Source organism: Kitasatospora sp. NPDC008050 (assembly GCF_042957465.1).
In the GTDB taxonomy this organism is placed as follows: Bacteria; Actinomycetota; Actinomycetes; order Streptomycetales; family Streptomycetaceae; genus Kitasatospora.
Window position 1 is genome coordinate 97,541 of record NZ_JBIBIJ010000023.1, and the last position, 20,902, is coordinate 118,442.

The 20,902-nt window shown below is 71.6% G+C and carries 21 protein-coding genes; 7 read left to right on the plus strand and 14 right to left on the minus strand.

From position 1 onward, the window contains the following. Position 1: 1 nt before the first annotated feature. The 8 genes from ACFZB9_RS32580 to ACFZB9_RS32615 form a co-directional block, all read right to left on the minus strand. Entirely contained in the window at positions 2 to 859 is an 858-nt protein-coding gene (locus tag ACFZB9_RS32580) for a serine protease (protein WP_391453268.1), read from the minus strand. Between the two features lie 135 nt (positions 860 to 994). Next, positions 995 to 3,100: a putative bifunctional diguanylate cyclase/phosphodiesterase gene (locus ACFZB9_RS32585; RefSeq protein ID WP_391453224.1), complete on the minus strand. Its 2,106-nt coding sequence runs from the start codon at positions 3,098 to 3,100 to the stop codon at positions 995 to 997. Continuing rightward, positions 3,097 to 3,903, minus strand: coding sequence for an SAM-dependent methyltransferase (locus tag ACFZB9_RS32590; protein ID WP_391453226.1), 807 nt, complete (start codon positions 3,901 to 3,903; stop codon positions 3,097 to 3,099). The genes ACFZB9_RS32585 and ACFZB9_RS32590 overlap by 4 nt, the downstream gene beginning before the upstream one ends. Positions 3,904 to 4,068: 165 nt before the next feature. Then, positions 4,069 to 5,895 (minus strand): glutamine--fructose-6-phosphate transaminase (isomerizing), encoded by a 1,827-nt coding sequence (glmS, locus tag ACFZB9_RS32595; protein WP_391453228.1) that lies wholly within the window; start codon positions 5,893 to 5,895, stop codon positions 4,069 to 4,071. Positions 5,896 to 5,994: 99 nt separating this feature from the next. Beyond that, positions 5,995 to 6,282, minus strand: a complete 288-nt coding sequence (locus ACFZB9_RS32600) for a hypothetical protein (RefSeq protein ID WP_391453229.1) — start codon at positions 6,280 to 6,282, stop codon at positions 5,995 to 5,997. Positions 6,283 to 6,409: 127 nt separating this feature from the next. Next, positions 6,410 to 6,997 carry a DUF6114 domain-containing protein gene (locus ACFZB9_RS32605; protein ID WP_391453231.1) on the minus strand — a complete coding sequence of 196 codons (588 nt, stop codon included), beginning with the start codon at positions 6,995 to 6,997 and terminating at the stop codon, positions 6,410 to 6,412. Position 6,998: 1 nt separating this feature from the next. After that, positions 6,999 to 7,652, minus strand: a complete 654-nt coding sequence (locus ACFZB9_RS32610; RefSeq protein WP_391453233.1) for a DUF6230 family protein — start codon at positions 7,650 to 7,652, stop codon at positions 6,999 to 7,001. A 177-nt stretch (positions 7,653 to 7,829) separates the two neighbouring features. Further along, positions 7,830 to 8,609, minus strand: a complete 780-nt coding sequence (locus tag ACFZB9_RS32615; protein WP_391453234.1) for a TetR/AcrR family transcriptional regulator — start codon at positions 8,607 to 8,609, stop codon at positions 7,830 to 7,832. A 420-nt stretch (positions 8,610 to 9,029) separates the two neighbouring features. Between ACFZB9_RS32615 and ACFZB9_RS32620 the strand changes: the two genes are divergently transcribed. Next, positions 9,030 to 9,962 (plus strand): hypothetical protein, encoded by a 933-nt coding sequence (locus tag ACFZB9_RS32620; RefSeq protein WP_391453236.1) that lies wholly within the window; start codon positions 9,030 to 9,032, stop codon positions 9,960 to 9,962. Positions 9,963 to 10,035: 73 nt separating this feature from the next. Beyond that, entirely contained in the window at positions 10,036 to 10,704 is a 669-nt protein-coding gene (locus tag ACFZB9_RS32625; RefSeq protein ID WP_391453238.1) for a Tat pathway signal sequence domain protein, read from the plus strand. A 117-nt stretch (positions 10,705 to 10,821) separates the two neighbouring features. On the opposite strand, the gene ACFZB9_RS32630 is transcribed toward ACFZB9_RS32625, so the two are convergent. Continuing rightward, entirely contained in the window at positions 10,822 to 12,243 is a 1,422-nt protein-coding gene (locus ACFZB9_RS32630) for an FAD-dependent oxidoreductase (protein ID WP_391453240.1), read from the minus strand. 130 nt (positions 12,244 to 12,373) lie between these two features. On the opposite strand from ACFZB9_RS32630, the gene ACFZB9_RS32635 reads away from it, so the two are divergent. Beyond that, entirely contained in the window at positions 12,374 to 13,300 is a 927-nt protein-coding gene (locus tag ACFZB9_RS32635) for a LysR substrate-binding domain-containing protein (protein ID WP_391453243.1), read from the plus strand. A 109-nt stretch (positions 13,301 to 13,409) separates the two neighbouring features. Then, positions 13,410 to 14,663 carry a glycosyl hydrolase family 8 gene (locus tag ACFZB9_RS32640; RefSeq protein ID WP_391453245.1) on the plus strand — a complete coding sequence of 418 codons (1,254 nt, stop codon included), beginning with the start codon at positions 13,410 to 13,412 and terminating at the stop codon, positions 14,661 to 14,663. Positions 14,664 to 14,742: 79 nt separating this feature from the next. Here the strand turns inward: ACFZB9_RS32640 and ACFZB9_RS32645 are convergent, their stop codons facing one another. Next, positions 14,743 to 15,252, minus strand: a complete 510-nt coding sequence (locus ACFZB9_RS32645; protein WP_391453247.1) for a GNAT family N-acetyltransferase — start codon at positions 15,250 to 15,252, stop codon at positions 14,743 to 14,745. 202 nt (positions 15,253 to 15,454) lie between these two features. On the opposite strand from ACFZB9_RS32645, the gene ACFZB9_RS32650 reads away from it, so the two are divergent. Beyond that, positions 15,455 to 16,594, plus strand: coding sequence for a lactonase family protein (locus ACFZB9_RS32650; RefSeq protein ID WP_391453248.1), 1,140 nt, complete (start codon positions 15,455 to 15,457; stop codon positions 16,592 to 16,594). Positions 16,595 to 16,690: 96 nt separating this feature from the next. Next, the gene (locus ACFZB9_RS32655) at positions 16,691 to 16,933 is read left to right on the plus strand and encodes a helix-turn-helix domain-containing protein (protein WP_391453249.1); all 243 of its coding nucleotides are present in this window, start codon (positions 16,691 to 16,693) and stop codon (positions 16,931 to 16,933) included. Between the two features lie 376 nt (positions 16,934 to 17,309). On the opposite strand, the gene ACFZB9_RS32660 is transcribed toward ACFZB9_RS32655, so the two are convergent. The 4 genes from ACFZB9_RS32660 to ACFZB9_RS32675 form a co-directional block, all read right to left on the minus strand. Then, positions 17,310 to 17,477 (minus strand): hypothetical protein, encoded by a 168-nt coding sequence (locus tag ACFZB9_RS32660; RefSeq protein ID WP_391453251.1) that lies wholly within the window; start codon positions 17,475 to 17,477, stop codon positions 17,310 to 17,312. Next, the gene (locus ACFZB9_RS32665; protein WP_391453253.1) at positions 17,474 to 18,379 is read right to left on the minus strand and encodes a terpene synthase family protein; all 906 of its coding nucleotides are present in this window, start codon (positions 18,377 to 18,379) and stop codon (positions 17,474 to 17,476) included. The genes ACFZB9_RS32660 and ACFZB9_RS32665 overlap by 4 nt, the downstream gene beginning before the upstream one ends. After that, the gene (locus tag ACFZB9_RS32670) at positions 18,379 to 18,582 is read right to left on the minus strand and encodes a hypothetical protein (RefSeq protein WP_391453255.1); all 204 of its coding nucleotides are present in this window, start codon (positions 18,580 to 18,582) and stop codon (positions 18,379 to 18,381) included. Before ACFZB9_RS32670 ends, ACFZB9_RS32665 begins: the two co-directional genes overlap by 1 nt. 103 nt (positions 18,583 to 18,685) lie before the next feature. Beyond that, positions 18,686 to 19,840, minus strand: a complete 1,155-nt coding sequence (locus tag ACFZB9_RS32675; protein ID WP_391453257.1) for a helix-turn-helix domain-containing protein — start codon at positions 19,838 to 19,840, stop codon at positions 18,686 to 18,688. A gap of 217 nt (positions 19,841 to 20,057) precedes the next feature. On the opposite strand from ACFZB9_RS32675, the gene ACFZB9_RS32680 reads away from it, so the two are divergent. Then, positions 20,058 to 20,609 carry an NUDIX hydrolase gene (locus tag ACFZB9_RS32680; RefSeq protein ID WP_391453259.1) on the plus strand — a complete coding sequence of 184 codons (552 nt, stop codon included), beginning with the start codon at positions 20,058 to 20,060 and terminating at the stop codon, positions 20,607 to 20,609. Positions 20,610 to 20,902: the final 293 nt, after the last annotated feature.

The following is a 20,902-nucleotide window of genomic DNA, read 5'->3' on the forward strand; positions in this document are numbered from 1 at the left end:
ACTACTGCGGCTGGGGCAGCGTGCAGTTGGGCAGGTTGAGGTCGAGCTGGTTGCCGGGGTCGAAGCAGGCGTCCAGCAGGTAGGTCTCCTCGGCGTAGTTGGTTCCCTGATGGACCGTCACATTGCCGTTCTGGTCGACCTCGCAGGGATTGTCGACGGTGCAGGTCTCGCCGTTCTCGTTGCCGGTGTTGTTGACCGCGACCAGCAGGCCGGTGCTGGTGTCGATCACCGGCGAACCCGAGGTGCCGCCGATGGTGTTGCAGGTGGGGGTGTAGCGGACCGAGTCCTTCCAGACCCAGTCACCCTCGTGGAGTTCGTAGACGAAACCGTCGATCGAGCAGGAGTAGGTGGCCTGCCAGTAGCCGGAGACCACCTCGATCGAGCTGCCGGCCACCGGGTGGTCCGGGGATATCGTCAACGGGCTGATGCCGTACTGCTGCTGGATGTCGGCGTAGCTGTTCGGCAGCTGATAGAGCGTCACATCCGTGTTGGTCATGGTGGAGTAGACGACCTTGCTCGCGGTCAGCGTGCCGATACCGTTGCCCGAGGCGTCCAGCAGCGTGAAGCTGCGACTGGACGGCTGGTTCACGATCACCTGACCGGGGTCCGGCATGCCGCTCTCCAGGCAGTGGCCGTTGGTGAGCACCAGCGCGGGGTCGCCGGACTGGGAGTTCGGCAGCCGCACCACCGAGCCGGAGCAGTCGTCCAGCGCGACGGTGCCGGCGAAGTTCACCGTCACCGCGGGGGCATGGGCGGGGGTCGCGGCGCCGGCGGGCGCCGCGCCGGCCAGCGCGCTCGCACCGCCGAGCAGGACGGCGACCGCCGCGGCGGCCAAGGGTTTGGGGAGGGCGCGGGAGATCTGCACGGCGGGACTCCTCAGCTGTGGGGGTCCCGCAAATTTGGCCTGGACATGACCATATGTCAAGGGATCCGGCACCGCACCGCGCCCCGGAATCCCTTGGGGGCAGGTGAGTTGAGGCAGGCGGGTCGGCCCTCAGCCCGGGCCGAGGATCCGGCGCTCGACCTCCTCGGGCCGCATCGGCCGCCCGAAGTGCCAGCCCTGCGCCCGGTCGCAGCCCATCGAGCGCAGCCGCTCCGCGTGGTCGGCGTTCTCCACGCCTTCGGCGGTGACCGACAGCCCCAGCGTGTGCGCCAGCGAGACCAGCCCGCCCACGATCCGCCAGCCCAGCACCTGCTCGCGCCCGGACTCCTTGAGGTCCTGGACGAAGGAGCCGGCGATCTTCAGCCCGGAGACCGGCAGGTCACGCAGGTAGGCGAGGTTGGACCAGCCGGTGCCGAAGTCGTCCACCGCCAACGAGACGCCCATGTCCACCAGCGAGTGCAGCGCCCGCAGCGAATCGTCCTCCGGGCCGACCACGGCGCTCTCGGTGATCTCCAGTTGCAGCTGCTTGGGGTCCAGTCCGGTGTCCCGCAGGATCCGGTCGATGTCGGTGACCAGCCCGGCGTTGCGCACCTGGCGCACCGCCAGGTTGACGTTGACCTGCGGCGCCCGGTCACCGAACCGCCGCACCCAGTCGGCCCCTTGGCCACAGGCCTGCTCCAGCACCCAGCGGCCCAGCGGCATGATCAGGCCGGTCTCCTCCGCGGTGCCGATGAACTCGTCCGGGCCGAGCACGCCCAGCTGCGGGTGGCGCCAGCGCACCAGCGCCTCGACCGCCGAGAGCGAACCGTCGGCCAGCAGGCACAGCGGCTGGTAGTCGATGAAGAACTCACCGCGGTCCAGCGCGACCGGCATCCGCACCGAGACCGCGTAGCGGCTCACCGCGCGGGCGTTGCGCTGCGGGTCGAAGAGCGTCCAGCGCCCGCGACCCTCCTCCTTGGCCCGGTAGAGGGTCAGGTCGGCGGCCCGCACCGCGGCCAGCGGCGTGGTGGCCGCCACCGGCCGCTCCAGCACGCCGACGCTGGCGCCGATCGCCAGCCGGTGTCCGTCGATGGGCACCGGCTTGGCGAGCGCGGCCAGCACCGTCTTGGCGGCGGCCACCGCCTCCTGCTCGCCCCGGCAGTCCTCCAGCAGCACCACGAACTCGTCGCCGCCCAGGCGCGCCACCAGGTGGCCCAGCGGGCGCAGCGCCGCCTCCAGGCGCAGCGCCACCGCGGCCAGCAGCTGGTCGCCCATCTCGTGGCCGAGCGAGTCGTTGACCACCTTGAAGCCGTCCAGGTCGACGTAGCACAGGCCGAACCTGGCGCCGGGCTCGGGCGTCTCGAAGAGCGCCTCCAGCCGCTCGAAGAAGGCCGAGCGGTTGGGCAGGCCGGTCAGCGGGTCGTGGGTGGCCTGGTGGCGCAGCCGCTCCTGCAGGCGGTAGCGGTCGGTGATGTCCTCCAGCATCGCCACCTGGTAGACCGGGGTGCCGTCGTCGTCGCGGATCAGCGAGACGGTCAGGTGGGTCCAGATCACCTCGCCGTCCTGGCGGTAGTACGGCTTGTCGATCGAGAAGTGCTCGATCTTGCCGCTGACCAGCTCCTCGTAGGCCTCCCAGACCCCCGGGGTGTCCTCCGGGTGCACCAGGTCGTTGACCCGCCGGCCCTGGATGTCCTCGGGGCGGGCGCCGAAGAGATTCTGCAGTGCCTTGTTGGCCGCCAGGATGGTGCCCTCGACGTCGCCGATGCCGATGCCGATCGCCGCGCTCTCGAAGAGCGCCCGGAACCGGGCCTCCGACTCGCGCAGCGCCCGCTCGGCCTCCCGGCGGGCGGTGTCGGCGGCCAGCCGGATCGCCTCCTGCTCGTGCAGGGTGCGCTCGCGCAGCGCCGCGGCCCAGCCCGCCGCGAAGGCCCCGGAGAGTTCGGCGCCGCGATCGTGCTGCTGGCCGTCGGCCAGCAGCACGATCGCCTTGGCCAGCAGCTCGGGGTCGGTGAAGTGCGACTCCACCAGCAGCGCCCCGGCCTCGGCGGCCGGGCCCGCGTCCAGCGGATCGGCGCGCTGGGCGTCCAGCAGCAGGTCGATCAGCCTGGCGACCAGCCGGCTCAGCGCGCCCGGGTGCATCGCCGCGCCCTGGCTGCTGTTGAGCAGACGTGCCCACTGCTCCGGGTCGGTGGTCCCGGCAGCGGCTGCTCTGTCGCCCTCCGGCGGCGGCGCGGTCACCGCAAGAGCCCCACGCCCGCCAGGCCGACCATCCGCTCCGGGTGCTCGCCGACCGCCGTCGGCTCGTCCGGGTGCCACTGCGGCAGGTAGACCACGCCGGGGTCGAGCAGCTCGAAGCCGTCGAAGAAGCCGGTGATCCGGTCCAGCGAGCGCATGGTCAGCGGGGTGGGCGTGCGGTTGTAGAGGTCCTGGTGGGTGGCGGCCTGGTCCTGCGCGCCCTCCAGCGAGGCGTGGCAGATGGCCAGCGCGCTGCCCGGCGGCAGTGCGGCGCGCAGGGTGCGCAGGATGCCCTCGGGGTCCTGTTCGTCGGTGACGAAGTGCAGCACCGCGACCAGCAGCAGGGCGACCGGTTCGCCCGCGCCCAGCAGCTCGGCCACCTCGGGGCGCGCGAGCAGGTCGGCGGGGTTGGTGAGGTCGGCGTCGACCACGGTGCTCAGCGGGTCGTCCTGGAGCAGCAGGCGGCTGTGCGCGACGGCCACCGGGTCCTTGTCGACGTAGACCACCCGGCTGTCCGGCTGGATCTCCCGGGCCACCTCGTGCACCGCGCCGAAGGTCGGGATGCCGGAGCCGATGTCCAGGAACCGGGTGAAGCCGCGTTCGGCCAGAAACGTGACGGAGCGGCGCAGAAAGGCCCGGTTGGCGCGCATGATCAGCGGCAGGTCCGGCCACATGGTGATCGCCTTGCGGGCCATCTCCCGGTCCGCCGCGAAGTTGTGCGAGCCGCCCAAGTAGTAGTCGTAGACGCGGGCCGCGGCCGGCCGGTCAAGATCCATGTCCTCGGGCACCCACGGTGGTCGCCGCATCAGGGACCCCTTTCGACACAGAAATAGACAAGAGGCACAAAGATCATCCTATGAACCCAGGGCCTACCGCAACCGTACGGGTTTCTCTCCGGGGCCCCGGAACAGGGCAGCGGGCCCCCGCCGTCGGTGGACGGCGGGGGCCCGGTGTGCTCTCGGTCAGCGCTCCTACTCGACGGTGACCGACTTGGCCAGGTTGCGCGGCTTGTCGACGTCACGCTCCAGGGCCACGGCCGCGTGGTAGGCGAGCAGCTGGAGCGGGATGTTGAGCAGCAGCGGGTCCAGCTCGGGCTCGTTCTTGGGGACCAGCACGGTGTGGTTGGCGAACTTGGCGTCCGGCGTGCGGTGCGCGACGGCCAGCACCCGCCCGGCCCGGGCCCGGATCTCGCCCAGCGTGGTGAGGTTCTTGTCGAGCAGCTCGTCGTCCGGAAGCAGTGCCACGGTGGGCAGTTCGGGGCTGATCAGGGCCAGCGGGCCGTGCTTGAGCTCGGAGGCCGGGTAGGCCTCGGCGTGCACGTAGCTGATCTCCTTGAGCTTCTGCGCACCCTCGCGGGCCACCGGGTAGCCGCGCACCCGGCCGATGAACATCATGCCCTGGCAGTCGGCGTACTCGGCCGCCAGGTCGGCGATCTCCTTCTCCCGCTGGAGGATCTCGCGGATCTGCTCCGGCAGCGCCTTGAGGCCCTCGACGATCCGGCGCCCGTCGGCCGGCGAGAGGTCGTTGATCCGGCCGAAGTGCAGGGCCAGCAGCGCGAAGGCGATCACCGTGGAGGTGAAGGCCTTGGTGGAGGCCACCGAGATCTCCGGGCCCGCGTGCAGGTAGATGCCGCCGTCGCAGGCGCGGGCGATCGCGCTGCCCACGGTGTTGACCACACCGAGCACCCGGCCGCCCTTGCGCTTGACCTCCTGAACGGCGGCCAGCGTGTCGTAGGTCTCGCCGGACTGGCTGACCGCGACGTAGAGGGTGTCGGCCTCGATCACCGGGTTGCGGTAGCGGAACTCGGAGGCCGGCTCGCTGTCGGCGGGGATCCGGGCCAGCTCCTCGATCAGCTGGGCGCCCATCTGCCCCGCGTAGTAGGCGGAGCCGCAGCCGATGATCTTCACCCGGCGGATGTCGCGCAGCTCACGGGCGTCCATGTTGAGGCCGCCCAGGTGCGCGGTGGCGAAGCGCTCGTTCAGCCGGCCGCTGAGGGTGCGCTCGACGGCGGCGGGCTGCTCGTGGATCTCCTTGATCAGGAAGTGCGAGTGCCCGGCGGTGTCGTAGGAGTCGATCTCCCAGTCCACGGTGGAGGGCTGACGGTTCGTCGGGCGCGCGTCCTCGGTGAAGGTGCGGAAGCCGTCGGCGCGGATCACCGCCAGCTCGCCGTCCTCCAGGTGCACCACCTGACGGGTGTAGCGGACCAGGGCGGAGACGTCGGAGGCGACGAACATCTCCTTCTCGCCGATGCCCAGCACGATCGGGCTGCCGTTGCGCGCCACCACGATCCGGTCGGGCTGCTCGGCGTCGACCACCGCGATGCCGTAGGTGCCGACCACCAGGGCGAGCGCGGCGCGCACCGCCTCCTCCAGCTCGGCCCCCGAGGCGGCGTGCGCGGCGATCAGGTGGACCAGCACCTCGGTGTCGGTCTCCGAGGCGAAGACCGCGCCGTCGGCGATCAGCTTCTCGCGCAGCTGGTCGGCGTTCTCGATGATGCCGTTGTGCACCACGGCGATCCGGCCGGCGTTGTCCAGGTGCGGGTGGGCGTTGGCGTCGCTCGGCTCGCCGTGGGTGGCCCAGCGGGTGTGGCCGATGCCGGTGCCGCCCTTGAACCGGGCCGGCACGGCGGCGGCGAGGTCGGCGACCCGGCCCTTGGTCTTGCGGATCTTCAGGCCGCCGCCCTTGCCGGTGACGGCGACACCGGCCGAGTCGTAACCGCGGTACTCCAGGCGCTGCAGGCCTTCGAGCAGGAACGGGGTGGCGTCTTTGGGGCCGATGTAGGCAACGATTCCGCACATGGGTGACTTGGCTCCTGAGGGTGGAGGGACTACGGGTCGGGCGGCGGCGAGGCGGTGGCCGGGCTGTGGCGGGAGGGTCCGCGGGCCGGCGCCTGCCGGTCAGCCGTAGACGATGCGGCGCAGCTGGCGGGCCGAGAGCTCCGGGGCGACCACCCGGCGGGCGGCCAGCTCCTCGGCGATCCGGGCGAAGCTCTGGTCGTTGGTCAGCCCACGGCCCTGCAGCTCTGCGTGACGGCGCTGGACGAACTCGGGCGTGGTCTCGGAGAAGTACGCCAGCACCTCCGCGACCACCCGCCCGGCCTCGGCCGGGCCCAGCACGCTGGTCCTGGTGAGGTGCGCCAGCAGGTCGGCGAAGAGCGGCTGGGTTGGCTGCGGTGAAGTGGGCACGGAGCGTGAGCTTAGGTGGGCAGACTGAAAAAACAAAGAATCCTGCCCGCAATCGGGCAGGATTCTCAGTTTTCCGGCCGAAACCTGGGTGTCAGCCGGGTGAGCGGCGGCCAGGGCGCGGGTGGGGTCAGGCGGAGACCGAGTGGTCTCGGCGGAACAGCTTGCGGCGGGCCGGCTGCTCGGGCGCCCAGCCGAAGGCCAGGCTGCTGCCGATCAGGCCCAGCAGCATGCCGATGAGGAAGCCGCCCAGGTTGGAGGTGACCCAGGTGGCCAGGGTGGCCAGGATCGCCAGGATCGAGTAGAAGAGCCGCTGGCCCGGGCTGAAGAGCAGCAGCAGCCCGCAGAGCGCGAGGACGGTCGGGACCAGGTAGGCCGCCAGCCCCATCATGCCGACGTGCAGGACGACCGGCAGCGGCGCCTTCTCGGTGACCAGGATCTCGGCACCGGCCAGCGTGGTCAGCAGCCCGCCCCAGAACGGGCGGCGGCCACGCCATGCCTTGAAGGAGCGGCGCGGGCGCGGCGGCGCGGCAGCGGGCGGGGCGGCGGCGGGCGGCGGTGCGGCCTCGGCGGCGGCCAGGGGCAGCTCGGCGGTCGGCGGCTCGGCGGTCGGCGGCTCGGCGTCCAGCGGTCTCTCCGGTGCGGTCTGCGACGGTCGCCGCGGGTGCGGAACCGCCGGCGGGGGCGTCGAGGCCCCCGCCGGAAGGTCGTCCGTCATCTCAGCAGCCCTGCGAGCTGAAGCTCAGGTGCAGGTTGGGCAGGGTGAACGAGCCTGCCGTGGTGGCATAGTTGTGCTGCCGCAGGTTGTTGATGGTCACGTGGGTCGCCTGCTGGCCGAAGGAGTACATCGGGCCCTTGACGCCCGCGTCGTTGAAGGTGCTGGCGTCGCCGCCGACCTCGATGTTCGTGAAGTTGGCGTCACCGCTCATCGTGTCGGAGTCGGTGGTCAGGTGCTCGGCCGAGACCGGGGTGCCGTTGTCACCGGCCGTGATCTTCAGGTTGGTGCCGCCCAGGTTGACGCTCTGGCACAGGTTGGTCAGCTTCCCGTCCTGGATCACGGAGACCGCCACCACCTGCTGGCCGCCGTTCTTCGCGCCGGCCGGATTGCCCTTGAGCATGGTGTCCAGGCCGCCGAACTGCTCGAAGCCGTTGCCGTCCAGCGAGGTGGCGGTGACGGTGAAGGCCATACCGGAGATCTGGAACTGGGCAGCCAGCACGCCCTGGGCGGTCAGTGCCATCAGGACGCCACCGGCCACGCAGGCCGGTATCGCCATCAGCGCCGCACGGCGCAGCCGGACCCGGCCGCGCGGGGCGGGTGTCGCGGCGGCGGCAGCGCCGGACGCCTCGTCGGGTAGCTCTGCGGACGGGACCATGAATACTCCAGGGAGGTAGTGGGAGAACCTGTGATCACTTCACGCGGCGTCCTGGCGCGGACGGCTCCCACGGCGACCTGCCTGACAGCTGATCAGTTTCCGTCCCTGGCAGAGGATTTGGTGATCTTGGCCGGTGACGTGGTAGTGCCTGGAAGTTACCTCGGGGTAAGCAGAGGGTCAAGACTTCGCGCGCGTCCCGGCCGAACCGCTCACCAGCCCGACACGAATTGATCCTCCCGGGTCGTCGAGCACGCACGGCAGGACGGGTTTTCTCCAGCTCGCCCCGGCCGCCTCGGCCCGCGCCACCCGCAGTGCCGCCTCGCCGGGGCCGACGAAGGCCCCGATCGCGAAGTGCGCCAGGGTGGGGAGCAGGCCCGGGAGTTCGGCGTGCCGGCCGGCGGCGATGTAGCGGTAGATGTTGGCGTAGATCCCGCCCACCACACTGTCCACCAGCAGCTCACCGGAGACCGGTGCCGGCGGCGTGGGGCACCCGACGAACAACCGCCGCAACCGCACCCGCAGTTGCTCGCGCACCAGGCGTCCCGCCGGCCCCACCGCGTCCACCTCCACCACGGCCAGGGTCGCGAAGGCCGGCACCTCGGCGAGGATCGCCAGCACCACCCGCAGTGCCGCGTACACCCCCTCGCACCAGTCGCCGCACGCCCCCACGGCCTCCTCCATCCGCCGGATCACCACGGCGGTGCCATGCCGGTGGGCGGCCAGGAACGCCTCCTCCTTGCCGCTGAACTGCTCGTAGAAGACGGGCCTGGTCACCCCGGCGGCCTGGCAGATGTCGCTCACCCGGGCACCGGTGTAGCCGCAGGCCGCCACCGTGTGCACCACGCCGTCCAGCAGGCGTTCGCGCTGGGTGGCCGCCACCACCTCCGGCGGCACCCGACTGGGGCCGCGCCGGATGGACCGGGCCGGGTCACGACCACTGCGGGTGCCGGGGAGCACGGCGTCTTCCGGAACGTCACCTGCTTCAAGATTTATCTGCAACTTACGCACCATCCCTTGACGTTGGCCTGAGCCGGGGTTAGAACCTTCCCAGGTTTTCAATGTTGCGGCGCTGTTGCGATCCGCTCGCGGCGACGCCGGCGAGCGGCCGTGCCACGGATCCTCGGGCCCCGCTCGCGACGCTCCTGACCGAGTGTCAATGACGATGCGCGGCCCGAGATCTGGAGACCGGCGGTGGCAGCCGCCGGCCAGGTCGTACCGGGCTCGGTCACCGAACCGCCGAACTCGCTCGTGGCGCCGAGCGGTTCGGCGGACAGAGCCTGCCCGACAGCTGTCCGCGCGGATCCGCCGGGACAGAAACCCGGCCCCATGGCCGCGTCCGCACTCCCGTCCACCCGCCGTGTCACGAGGAGTCCCGCCATGCTTCGAACTGCCCTGTCCGCCAAGCGACTCCTGCCCGCCCTGGCAGCAGTGGCGAGCGCCGTGCTGCTGGCCACCGCCGCCCCCGCGCAGGCGGCACCGGCCACCGCCCCCGGCGGACCGTACACCGGGATGGGCAACTGCCCGGTCGGCTCACCCGGGTTGAGCGACCCCACCAACCTCCAGGTGGGCTGCGTGGTGTCGGTCACCAACACCGGAAGCTTCACCATCGGCTCCACGACCGTGCCGCTCACCTCCCCGATCACGCTGCAGTTCGGGGTCTACTGGGGCAAGTCCGCCCCGGTTGTCACCTTCCCCGACGGCAGCAAGGCCAACCAGTACGCGACCGTCGCCCCCACCGGCACCCAGCTGCTCACCGCCCAGCCGGCCCAGATCACCATTCCCGGGATCATCAACTTCCTGCCCGGCGTGACCAGTGTCTTCGCACAGGTCGAACTCGCCGGTCCGGTCACCGACTTCACCCCGCTGGCCGCCGGTGAGAACTACCCGGTCTTCAAGCTGCCGGTCAAGCTCCACCTCTTCAACGCCTTCTTCGGCGACGACTGCTACATCGGCTCGGACAGCTCGCCGATCGTGCTGCGGCCGACCACCGGCACCACCGCCCCGCCCGCACCCGCCCAGCCGATGACCGGCAGCCCGGGCACCATCGCGCTGAAGGGGGACCCGAACGGCCACCACGCGCTGATCGCCTCGTTCACCGGCGCCAAGCTGGTCGACAACACCTTCAGCGTCCCCGGCGCCTCGGGCTGCGGCCTCGGCGGCATCCTGGACCCGATCATCGACTGGACCATGGGCATCCCCTCCGGCGCCGGGCAGGGCTCAGTGAGCTTCCAGCAGACCAACACCTCGCTCGCCCTGGACGGCAGCCTGAGCGACCTCACCGGCGCGCTGAACGCCTCGGCCGGCCAGTAGCAGCACCCCTCAAGACCCGTGCACGGTGCGTCATCCGGGCACGTCCACCCACCGGAAAGACAGAGGATCCCTCATGCGCAAAAGCCTCTACCTCGGCGCGGCGCTGGCCGCCGCCGGGCTCGCCCTCCTGCCCGCCCTGCCCGCCTCGGCCAGCGGCAACGTGCTGACCTACGGCAGCGCCGGCGGCAGCGCGGTCGCCACCGGCGACGTGCTCACCGCCTCGCTGCCCAGCGGCGGCGCCGCCAACTTCTACTCCGACGCCACCGGCGGCACCGGCGTGAGCTGTGCGTCCTCCTCGTTCAGCGCGACGGTGGTCAGCAACCCGGCCGCCCCCGGCACCGCCGTGGAGACGCTCAACAGCCAGACCTTCGGCAACTGCAGCGCGCTCAACATCCCCGGTGTCCTCGATGTGAACAGCATCAGCGTGGACAACCTGAGCTACACCAACAACGTCGGTGACAGCTCCGGCAACCCGGTCACCCTGTCGCCGAACTCCGGTCCGATCCAGACCACCATCGTGCTGGACACCTTCCTGGGGCAGGTGAACTGCACCTACCAGGCGTCCCCGACCAGCCTGAGTGGCACCACCAGCAACGCTTCGCAGTCCATCAGCTTCACCAACCAGCACTTCACACTGAGCAGCGGCGCCGGGGTCTGCTTCTCGGACGGCTACTTCACCGCCGCCTACGGCCCGGTGCAGGACACCAGCCAGAGCGGCAGCCCGGCGGTGTACACGAACTGACGTGACGTCAGTCGACAGGATCGATTGACCCGTCCGTGCTGGGCGACGAGCAGTGGCCCGGCACGGACGGCACCGACGGCACCGACGGCACCGACGGCCCGGCCGGCCCCAGCTGAGTCAGACCTCGGCGGCCGCCTTCCGGGCGGCCACCAGGACCGGGTCCCAGACCGGTGAGAACGGCGGGGCGTAGGCCAGGTCCTGGAAGATCAGCTCCTGCACCGTCAGCCGACTGCCCAGCGCCATCGCGGCGATGTCGATCCGCTTCGCCGCGCCGGCGCCGCCGACGATCTGCAGGCCGAGCAGCCGACCACTGCCCCGCTCGGCCAGCAGCTTGACGGTCATCCACGCCGCGCCGGGCAGGTAGCCCGCCTGCGCGGTCGACTCGACGACGACGGCGGTCCAGTCGAGGCCCGCCGCCGTCGCCTCGCGCTCGTTCAGTCCCGTCCTGGCGATCTCCAGGTCGCAGATCCGGGTGATCGCCGTGCCCACCACGCCGGGGAAGGCCGCCTCGCCGCCGCCCAGGTTGGTACCCATCACCAGGCCGTGCTTGTTGGCGTGGGTGCCGAGCGCGACGTGCTGGTGGTGCCCGGAGACCAGGTGGCGCACCTCCACGCAGTCGCCGCCCGCCCAGAGCCCGGGCAGCGGCGTGCCCGCGGCGTCCACCACCCGCATCCGCTCGTCGGTGCGCAACCCGCCGTGCACGCCCAGCGGCAGACCGGCGGCGCGGGCCAGCGCGGTGCGCGGGCGGACCCCGAGGCCGAGCACCACCAGGTCGGCCGGGTGCTCGCCCACCGTGCTGCGCACCGCGCGCGGGCGACCGTCCGGGCCGAGCAGCACCTCGGTGGCCTCGGCCTCCGGCACCATCTCGACCCCCAGCTTCGCCATCCCGCGCCGCACCAGCGCGCCCATCTGCGGATCGAGTCCGGGCATCGGCTCGGGCGTGCGGTGCACCAGGGTGACCTGGTGGCCGTGCCGTAGCATCGCCTCCGCCATCTCGATGCCGATGTAGCCGCCGCCGATCACCACCGCCCGGCGCGGCCTCCCGGCTTCGGCACCGTCCGGTTCGCCGAGGCTGCCGGGCGCGCGGAGCCCGGCGAGGGTGTCGAGCAGGGCCCGGCCGTCCGGCAGCGTGTGCGCGGTGTGCACCCCGGGCGCGTCGAAGCCCGGCAGTGCGGGGCGCACCGGCTCGGCTCCGGTGGCGATGACCAGGTGGTCGTAGGCCGTCCACTCCTCCGCGCCCGTGTCCAGGTCGCGGCTGCGCACCCGGCGGCGATCCGGGTCGAGGGCGGTCACCTCGGTGCGCAGCCGCAGGTCGATGCCGCGGGCGCGGTGCTGTTCCGGGGTGCGGGCGATCAGTTCGTCGGCCTCGGCGACCTCGCCGCCGACCCAGTACGGGATCCCGCAGGCCGAGTACGAGGTGACCGAGCCGCGCTCGAAGGCGGTGATCCGCAGCTCCTCGGGGCCGCGCCGGCGCCTGGCCTGGGAGGCGGCCGACATGCCCGCCGCGTCCGCGCCGATGACCACCAGATGCTCCGTCATGCCCGCTCCCGTTCCGTCCGTCTGCCGGTGCCTGCCCGGTTCTGTCCGGACCTGCCCGTACACCGATACCCGCACCCGCCAGTGCCGCTCACGCTCGCGGGCGCGCGCGGACCCTCCTTAGACTTTCACGATGATCACTTCGCGTCAGCTCGAGTATGTCCGCGCCGTGGCCCGGGAGCTGCACTTCACCCGCGCGGCGCAGGTGCTCGGCATCGCTCAGCCCGCGCTCTCCCAGCAGATCCGCAAGCTGGAGCGCCAGTTGGGCGTGGTGCTGTTCGAGCGGAGCAACCACCGGGTCGAACTGACGGCCGCCGGGGCGGCGCTGCTGGCCGGCGCGGAGCGGATCCTGGCCGATCTCGCCACCGTCGAACAGGAGTTGCGCGGCTGGGCGGACGGCACGCTGGGGCGGATCCGGCTGGGCTGTCTGCCGGGGCTGACCAGCAGACTTGCCCGGGTACTGCGCGAGTTCGGCGCGGCCTGCCCGGGGGTGGAGGTGGAGCTGCGCGAGCTGACCACCGCCGAGATGACGCTGGCGCTGCGGGCGGGGCAGCTGGACGCGGCCATCGTGGCGCGCCGCACGGACACGACCGAGACCGACGGGGACGGACTGGTCTACCGGTCGCTGGGCATCGAACCGCTGGTGCTGATCAGCGCGGCCGCGGAGACGGGGCCGCGCACCGGGGCCGCGCCGGGCGAGCCGCCGGTGCCGCTGGGGACGCTGCACGGCACCGATCTGGTGGGCTACCCGGTCGGCTCGACCGTGCGGGAGATCGTGCTCTCGGCGCTCACGCTGGCCGGCGCCACGCCCCGGTTCCGCTTCGAGACCCGCGATCCGGCGGCCGCACGGGCCCTGGCCGCCTTCGGCGTGGCCGCGGCGATCGTGCCGCGCGCGGTGGCCGAGGGGCCGGGCCACCCCGTCCGGATCCGCCGGCTGACCCCCGAGCCGCACTGGATGCTCACCCTGGCCTGGTCGGCGGAGCGGCGCCCCGGCTCGGCGCTGGCCACCTTCCTCGACTTCGCGGGCGGCCACCCCGCGCTACTGATGCCCGCTTCGTGATCGGCGGGCGAGCTGGTGCAAAACTCTTGACATGGCCTTGATTAATTAAGAAACTTTCCTAACTTTCGGAGGCCAACCCAGCTCACTTCTCACTCCCCAAGGAGAAATGATGCCCCGTCGGATCGCCGCGCCCCCGGCCCGGTCCCTGCTCGCCGCCACCACCGCACTGGCCACCGCCGCCCTCGGCCTCGGCCTGGCCGGCGCCGCCCCGGCGGTCGCGGCCAGTCACACCGCACACGCCTTCCCCACCCACACCACCTACCAGGTGGGCGTGATGCCCTCCGCCTCGCAGTCCAGCCGCGACGCGGCGGTGGAGAAGCAGTACGACTCCTGGAAGTCCACCTACCTGCACCACGGTTGCGCGAGCAACGAGTACTACGTCTCCAGCAAGGGCGACGACGACGCCCCCAACAACGGCCCGGTCTCCGAGGGCCAGGGCTACGGCATGAACATCGTGCCGCTGATGGCCGGCTACGACGCCAACGCCCAGACCGAGTTCAACGGCCTGTGGCAACTGGTCAAGGACCACGAGGACCAGTACGGCCTGATGCAGTGGAAGCTGGACGGCAAGACCTGCAAGTACGCCGACAAGGGCACCCCCGACGGCGCCACCGACGGCGACCTCGACGTCGGCTACGGCCTGATCCTCGCCGACAAGCAGTGGGGCGGCTACAGCGCCGACGCCAAGGCCTGGCTGGCCGCCTTCTATGCCCACGACGTGGCTCCCGACGGCCACCTCAAGTGCGAGGACGACGGGCCGAACACCGACACCCGGCCGTCCGACATGATGCTCGACCACCTGCGGGCCTTCGCCGCCTACGACACCTCGCACGACTGGAACAAGGTGATCCAGCGGACCGAGGCGGTGATCAGCTCGTTCACCAAGTCCTACTCCCCCAGCGGCGGACTGCTCTCCGACTTCGTGGTGAACGCCGACACCAGCAGCCCCAAGCCCGCGCCCGCCGACTACCAGGAGAGCCAGCCGGACAACATCGTCGGTTACAACTCCATCCGCGTCCCCTGGCACCTGGGCACCGACGCGCTGCTCTACGGCGGTAGCTCGGCGGCGGTCTCGCTGAGCACCGCCAAGCTCGAATCCGCCTGCCTGAAGAAGGAGTCGGGCGGCAACCCGCAGAATGTCTACCCGCACACCAAGCTCAACTGCACCCCGTACAGCACCAGTGACCAGGCCGAGGAGGCCGGCGACTCGGTCGGCCCGGCCGCGATGGCAGCCGGCGACCAGGCCTGGACCGACGCGATCTGGAAGCAGCTGAGCCAGAACCCGTTCGGCGACGGCTACTTCGGCGAGACCATCAAGACGCTGGTCTACCTGGTGATGGCCGGCGACTACTGGCGGCCGTGACACCCTCGCACCATGCCGCCCGGTGGGCCGACCTCATCGGCCCACCGGGCGGCGTCGTCGGTTCACTTCCCGACGCCCGTCAGCCCACCGGCCGCTCCCGCAGGTGCAGGTGGGCCTCGGTCGGATACGGCGGCCTGGGCGGCACCACCGCCGCCAGCCCGTAGCCCGTCTTCTGCGCCACCCGGCAGGACGCCGCGTTGTCCAGGCGGTGGAACAACTCCAGCCGATCCACCGGGAATTCGGCGAACGCCCAGTCGGTCAGCACGGCCAGCGCCCGCGGCGCGAGGCCGCGGCCACGGGCCGCCCCCGCCGTCCAGTAGCCCACCTCGGCGGTGGGCGCGGCCGGATCGGGCCGCTTGAGGACGCTCAGGCCGAGCACCTCGCCGCCCGCCAGGACCGCGAAGGTGAACCGGTCACCCCGCTCCCACCCCTGGCGCTGCACCACCAGCCACTGCTCCGCCTGCGCCCGGTCGGCCACCGGCAGCGTGTGGACCGAGGCGGCCGCCGCGAGCACGGCCGCCGCGTCCTGCTCCGCCCAGGGGCGCAGCAGCAGGCCGTCCGGGCCGGTCAGGGTCACGTTCGGTGTCATGTCTTCTCCCCCGTCTGTTCCGGCTCCATTGGATCACGGCAGCCGCTGGGGTGACGGCGCCGGGGAGTTCTTACGAACCGCGAACGTACCGCTCGGTGGCGGCAGATCACGACCCGCCGGCGGCTAGCGTGACGGAGTGCCGACGGCGCCCCGGTGAGGGCGGTCCCCGGTACCCATCACCCCTTTCCGAGGAGACTTCGCCATGCGCTCCACCCTGCGTACCACCAGCGTCCTGATCGCCGCCGGGGCCGCGCTCGCCGCCACCGTGCTGGGGATCGGCCCCGCCTCGGCCAGTGACCAGCACCTGAACCACGCCGCACCGGTCTTCGTGCAGAGCGACAACCCGGACGGCAACACGGTCGTCGCCTACACCCGGGCGGCGGACGGCACTCTGCACCAGGCCGGGGTGTACGCCACCGGCGGCCGCGGCGGAATACTCGACGGCTCGATGGCCGACCACCTCGCCTCGCAGGGCTCGCTGGCCTACGACGCGGCCCACCGCCTGCTCTACGCCGTCAACGCGGGCAGCGACACCGTCACCGTCTTCGCCGTGCACGGCGATCAGCTGACGCAGCGTCAGGTCCTGGCCAGCGGCGGCCGGTTCCCGGTCAGCGTCGCCGTCCACGGCGACCACGTCTACCTGCTCAACGCGATCGACGGCGGCTCGGTGCAGGGCTTCCGGCTGGACGGCTCGATGCTGCGGCCGGTCGCCGACCAGCACCGCGCGCTGGGCCTGGACCCGTCCGCCACACCGCAGTTCACCCACACCCCCGGACAGCTCGCGGTCACCCCGGACGGCCGTAACCTGGTGGTCACCACCAAGGCCGGCGGCCAGAGCATCGACGTCTTCCCGCTCGGTCGCGACGGCGCGCCGTCCGCCGCCCCGGTGGTCAACGCCGAACCGGGCGCGGTGCCGTTCGGCTTCGTCTTCGACGCCCACGGCCGCCTCCAGGTCACCGAGGTCGGCCCGAACGCGGTGGCCACCTTCACCGTCGGCCGCGACGGCCATCTCACCCCCCTCGGTCAGGCCCCCACCGGCCAGGCCGCCACCTGCTGGCTGGCCACCGCCGGCGGCCACCTCTACGCCTCCAACGCGGGCAGCGCGAGCCTGTCGGGCTTCACCGCCGACCACCACGGCGCCCTCATGCCCCTTGGCAACACCACCACCGACCCGGGCACCGTGGACGCCGCCGCCTCCACCGACGGCCACTACCTCTACGTACAGACGGGCGGCAAGGGCATCGTCGACGAGTTCCGGGTGCGGGCGGACGGGATGCTGACCAGCGTCGGCTCGGTGACGGTGCCGGGCGCGATGGGCGGCGAGGGGATCGTCGCGCTCTGACGCCGCTGGAGCACAGCCACGCGCTCCCACACTTTGGCAGTGACTGCCAAGGTGCACGGGAGCGCCATCCTGGCAGTGCTCCGTTAGCCTGGGCCCATGAAGCAGGAAGCAGGGACGGCGACGGGTGCACCGGCCACGCTGTGGGACCGGACACGGCAGCTCGCCTCCCGGGAGATCCTCGACACGGCCCTGCGCCTGTTCACCGAGCAGGGCTACGACGAGACGACCATCGCCCAGATCGCCCGCGAGGCCGGCGTCTCCCAGCGCACCCTCTTCCGCTACTTCGGACCAAGGAGGACCTTCTCGGCGGCAACCAGGACCAGTTCGGGCAGGTCCTGACCGACACGATCAGCGAACTGCCGGCCGAAGTCGGCGTCTGGGAGGCGCTGCGGGCAGGGGTCGCTGGCGTACTGGCCCTGCACAACGGCCGCGAACAGGCCCTGGAGCGGTTCCGACTCCTGCACAACACCGCCTCACTGCGGGCCGGCTGGCTCGAAAAGCGCCTGCGGTTCCAGGAGGACCTGCTGCCGCTCATCGAGGCGCGCCTGGACACCGCCACCGGCAGGACCGATCCGAGGGCCCGCGCGGTGATCGCGACAGCGTTCGCCTGCCTGGATGCCGCATCGATGACGTGGGTCGAGGGCGACGGCAAGGGCGACATCATGGACCTGTACGACGCATGCCTGGCCGCCGTGCGCGGCTGAGCGGACAGCCGCTACCCCCGGGGCGCGGGACATGCGGGCGCGTGCCGCTCCCGCATGATGCGGACGTCCAACAGGGCCGAGCGGTCCGGCTGCCGGGGGTCGGCCAACGCACGGGACGCGATGGCGTCCAGGCGGATGCACTCGGGGCACTCGCGTGGCACCTCGGCCTTGGGCGTCATCGGGCTTCCTCGCCCAGCAGTTGAGCGGCCCGCGACTCGTAGCGGGAGCTGCCGGCCGTCCAGTCGGCCAGCGCGCGGCGGAACCGGTCGAGGCCGAGCGCGAAGCGGCTGGTGTCTGCTGAGGTGAAACCGCCGCTGCGCACGGCACTGTACAGCCACCAGAAGCGCAGTTGTTCGGCGCGCAGCTGCTCGGCCACCAACTCCCGGGCGGCGGTGGGGTCGAGGCCCTCGACCGTAACCAGCGCGCCCACCGCACTGAACGGGTCGCCGGAGCCGGCGAGGTCATTGGTCAAGCAGCCGACGGTCGAGAAGGCGCGCAACAGGGACTGGAGGAGGGGGTCGTGCCAGTCGGGCGTGATGGCCTGCTCGGCCAGCTCGCACCACATCGCCGCGAGCAGCATGCCGCCGTCGGCCGGACGGAGGGCGAGGTACTCGCGCAGGGTAGGCGTGCGGTGCGGCTGCACGAAGTCGAGCAGCTTGGCGGAGGCCGCGTGGACCCAGTCCTCCAGGTGGGTGAGGTACCGCTGCCACCAGAAGGCGGGCATCAGGGTTCGGGTGTCCGCGGCGAGGTCGGCGAGCGCGTGCAGGGTGGGGTGGTCGCCCGGCCCGGGACGGGTGCTGCCACTCGCGACCAGCAGGAGGGAGAGGGCGAACTCACCGACGCCCTGGCGGGATTCGGCGAGGAGGTCGCTGTCGAAGGCATCGTCGACGATCCAGGTCCACAGGGCCCAGCGGGTGGCGAGGTCGAGCGAGACGCCGGACGCGGTGGGCCAGGCGGCCAGGCACAGGTCCACGTACCCGTGGGCGAGGTAGCCGGCGGGGTCGGGGTGGAGGGCGTAGTGCGTGAGGAACGTGGCGGCGGAGACGTACAGGTCGGTGTGCCGGCGATCGATGACCTCCATCAGGACACCTCCCCGACATGGTCGACCCCGGCGGCCGGGGCCCCGGTCAGGCCGTGGTTCCCGCTCCGGGGCAGCTGCGGCGTGCTGATCACGCCGCCATAGCCGAGTTCGCCGGATGAGGCGTCGAGCAGGTGATGACGCCGGGCCGCCTCCTGCGGGGTACGGGGTACGCGCTTTGGGCTACTGGGACGCTTCACCGTCATAGCCACTCCTGTAATCGCAGCATCACTGACAGCAAGAGTGTCGCCAAAGCAGAACCCCGGAACTACCACAGTCTGTGGTAGTTCCGGGGTTACTGATGATCAGTCAGATTCCGACCCAGGCGGCCAGATTGGCCAGCGAGTCCGGGGCCGCTCGACGAGCTGCCACCAGCCCGGCCACCGTCTCCCGTACGACCGGGTGGTACCGAGTCTGCTGCGGAGCAGCCGCACGGGCGGCCTGAAGGTTCCGCAGGGCCGCCTCATTCTGGCCGATCCACAGCTGCGCGTGCGCCACCTCGGCAAGATGGTGGGAGCGCCGCGACGCCGGCCACGATTCCGGGATCACGACATCGGCTGCCGCACTCACCGCCTGCTGGTACTGGGACAGCTCGGCCATCACGCTGACCCGGTGCACCACCACGTTGGTGGGTCCAAAACTCAGCCAGTGAACGCGCTCTGCCGGGCCGGTCAGCTCCGCAACGCGGCCGGCCTCGCTGAGGTGCCCCTCGGTACTCCCACTGTCCTGGGCGCGGGCAGCTATCACCGCGGCGCCCAGGTGTAGCTGGCCGACCGCCACATCCCGCTCCCGGCTCGCGTCGGCCTGCTGGAGCATCCCCATGCCCAACGTCACCAGGCGCTCGCCCGTGCGGTACTGACCTGCCCGTAGGTAGGCCAGGGACCGCAGATACTGGCGAACACCGGCGACCACCGGGTCAGAGGCGCGCTCTGCGGCCCAGGCCATCCGGTCAAGGGCGACAGCGCACAGGTCCGCGAAGCCGAGCTTCGTGGTCACGTCGTACGCAGTCCGATAGGTGCTCGCCAGGACCGTCCATGCCTCGGCGCTCGGACTGGCGTGCGCGGCGCTCGTCACCTCGGTGATCAGCCCAGGCAGTTGACTGGCGACATCCCGCAGGCGCGCCTCGCGGACCGCTGCGCACAGCGCCTCGGCGTGGGCAGCAAGTTCGGCCAGCGCACGCGGCGCGACCTCCGGATCGACTCCGAGGTCGTAGACGTCGAGCGCTTCTCGCACGGGCTGGATCAGGCCGTCCAGCTGGTCCTGCTGCAGCTCGGACAGGTAGGGCTGACCGGTGAGTTCGGCCACGGGGATCTGGAGCGCTCGGGCCAGCGCGGCGATCGTGGCCGGTGAGGTCGGCCGATCGCCCTGCTCGATCTTCGTCAACATGCTGTACGAGATATGTGCGCGCTCGGCGAGGCCTCGCTGGGTGAGGTGTCGCAGCTTTCGGTAGTGGGCGATACGCATGCCGGTGTGCTCCGGCCCAGGCTGGGGCATACTGAACTCCGTTGCTCCGTTCCCGACTCGACATCTGGAACGGTACCCGCACTTTGCGGCGGGGAACACGCGAAGGGCCTGCACCGGCGGGCCCTTTCGCATGTCACGGCGAGGCCGCTCTCGGCGCTCCTGTCACTGCCCTACGCTGAGCAGCACAGATCGGTAGCCGGAGGTCAGCGTGTCGTCGGTGTGGAGGAATCTCAGCGAACACACGGTCTACGAGAACCGCTGGCTGCGGGTCAACCTCGCCGACGTCGAACTCCCCGACGGGCGCCACCTCGACCACTACGTCCTGCGACAGCGACCCGTGGCGCTCGCCACGACCGTCAACGAACGCGGTGAAGCGCTGCTGATCTGGCGGCACCGCTTCATCACCGACAGTTGGGGCTGGGAACTCGCGGCCGGAGTGGTCGAGGACGGCGAGCAGGTGGAAGCCGCAGCGGCCCGCGAAATGCTCGAAGAGACCGGCTGGCGGCCCGGGCCGCTTCGCCATCTGCTCACCGTGGAGCCGTCCAACGGCCTGGCCGATGGCCGGCACCACGTCTACTGGTCCGACAGCGCCGAGTACGTGGGCCACCCGGAGGACGCCTTCGAGTCCGATCGCCGCGACTGGGTACCGCTCGTCCAGGTCCCCGAGTTGGTGGCGAAGGGCGAGATCAGGAGTGCCAACGCGGTGGCGGCGCTGCTCCTGCTCCACCACCTGCACCGAAGTCAGACACCCGATCATGACGAGGCGTGACTTCGAGAACGGCCCGACGCACCGAAGGCCAACTCGCTGGTGCCCGCCGCATCGGTGGTCGTCGTCGATGGCGGTGGCCGGTTCCTCCTCCAGCCGGGCACGGTCTCCCGGTCGTGCGCCGACCTGGCACGGCGGCGTGGGGGGGGGGGGGGGGGGGGGGGGGGGGGGGGGGGGGGGGCGGCCCCCCCCCCCCAATAAGGCGGGCGGGGCGAGGAGGGGGCGGGCAGTGTGATCGGACTGGTATGAGGAGGGGCTGACAATCTGCTGAACGGGCAGGTACCCTCGGCCGGAAC

What these genes read in the sequence shown, in the direction of transcription:
- ACFZB9_RS32590 (WP_391453226.1), bottom strand. Translation starts at nt 3,903, where the DNA reads ATGCGGCGACCACCGTGGGTGCCCGAGGACATGGATCTTGACCGGCCG.
- glmS (WP_391453228.1), bottom strand. Translation starts at nt 5,895, where the DNA reads ATGTGCGGAATCGTTGCCTACATCGGCCCCAAAGACGCCACCCCGTTC.
- ACFZB9_RS32605 (WP_391453231.1), bottom strand. Translation starts at nt 6,997, where the DNA reads ATGACGGACGACCTTCCGGCGGGGGCCTCGACGCCCCCGCCGGCGGTT.
- ACFZB9_RS32610 (WP_391453233.1), bottom strand. Translation starts at nt 7,652, where the DNA reads ATGGTCCCGTCCGCAGAGCTACCCGACGAGGCGTCCGGCGCTGCCGCC.
- ACFZB9_RS32620 (WP_391453236.1), top strand. Translation starts at nt 9,030, where the DNA reads ATGCTTCGAACTGCCCTGTCCGCCAAGCGACTCCTGCCCGCCCTGGCA.
- ACFZB9_RS32625 (WP_391453238.1), top strand. Translation starts at nt 10,036, where the DNA reads ATGCGCAAAAGCCTCTACCTCGGCGCGGCGCTGGCCGCCGCCGGGCTC.
- ACFZB9_RS32630 (WP_391453240.1), bottom strand. Translation starts at nt 12,243, where the DNA reads ATGACGGAGCATCTGGTGGTCATCGGCGCGGACGCGGCGGGCATGTCG.
- ACFZB9_RS32635 (WP_391453243.1), top strand. Translation starts at nt 12,374, where the DNA reads ATGATCACTTCGCGTCAGCTCGAGTATGTCCGCGCCGTGGCCCGGGAG.
- ACFZB9_RS32640 (WP_391453245.1), top strand. Translation starts at nt 13,410, where the DNA reads ATGCCCCGTCGGATCGCCGCGCCCCCGGCCCGGTCCCTGCTCGCCGCC.
- ACFZB9_RS32645 (WP_391453247.1), bottom strand. Translation starts at nt 15,252, where the DNA reads ATGACACCGAACGTGACCCTGACCGGCCCGGACGGCCTGCTGCTGCGC.
- ACFZB9_RS32650 (WP_391453248.1), top strand. Translation starts at nt 15,455, where the DNA reads ATGCGCTCCACCCTGCGTACCACCAGCGTCCTGATCGCCGCCGGGGCC.
- ACFZB9_RS32655 (WP_391453249.1), top strand. Translation starts at nt 16,691, where the DNA reads ATGAAGCAGGAAGCAGGGACGGCGACGGGTGCACCGGCCACGCTGTGG.
- ACFZB9_RS32660 (WP_391453251.1), bottom strand. Translation starts at nt 17,477, where the DNA reads ATGACGCCCAAGGCCGAGGTGCCACGCGAGTGCCCCGAGTGCATCCGC.
- ACFZB9_RS32665 (WP_391453253.1), bottom strand. Translation starts at nt 18,379, where the DNA reads ATGGAGGTCATCGATCGCCGGCACACCGACCTGTACGTCTCCGCCGCC.
- ACFZB9_RS32670 (WP_391453255.1), bottom strand. Translation starts at nt 18,582, where the DNA reads ATGACGGTGAAGCGTCCCAGTAGCCCAAAGCGCGTACCCCGTACCCCG.
- ACFZB9_RS32675 (WP_391453257.1), bottom strand. Translation starts at nt 19,840, where the DNA reads ATGCGTATCGCCCACTACCGAAAGCTGCGACACCTCACCCAGCGAGGC.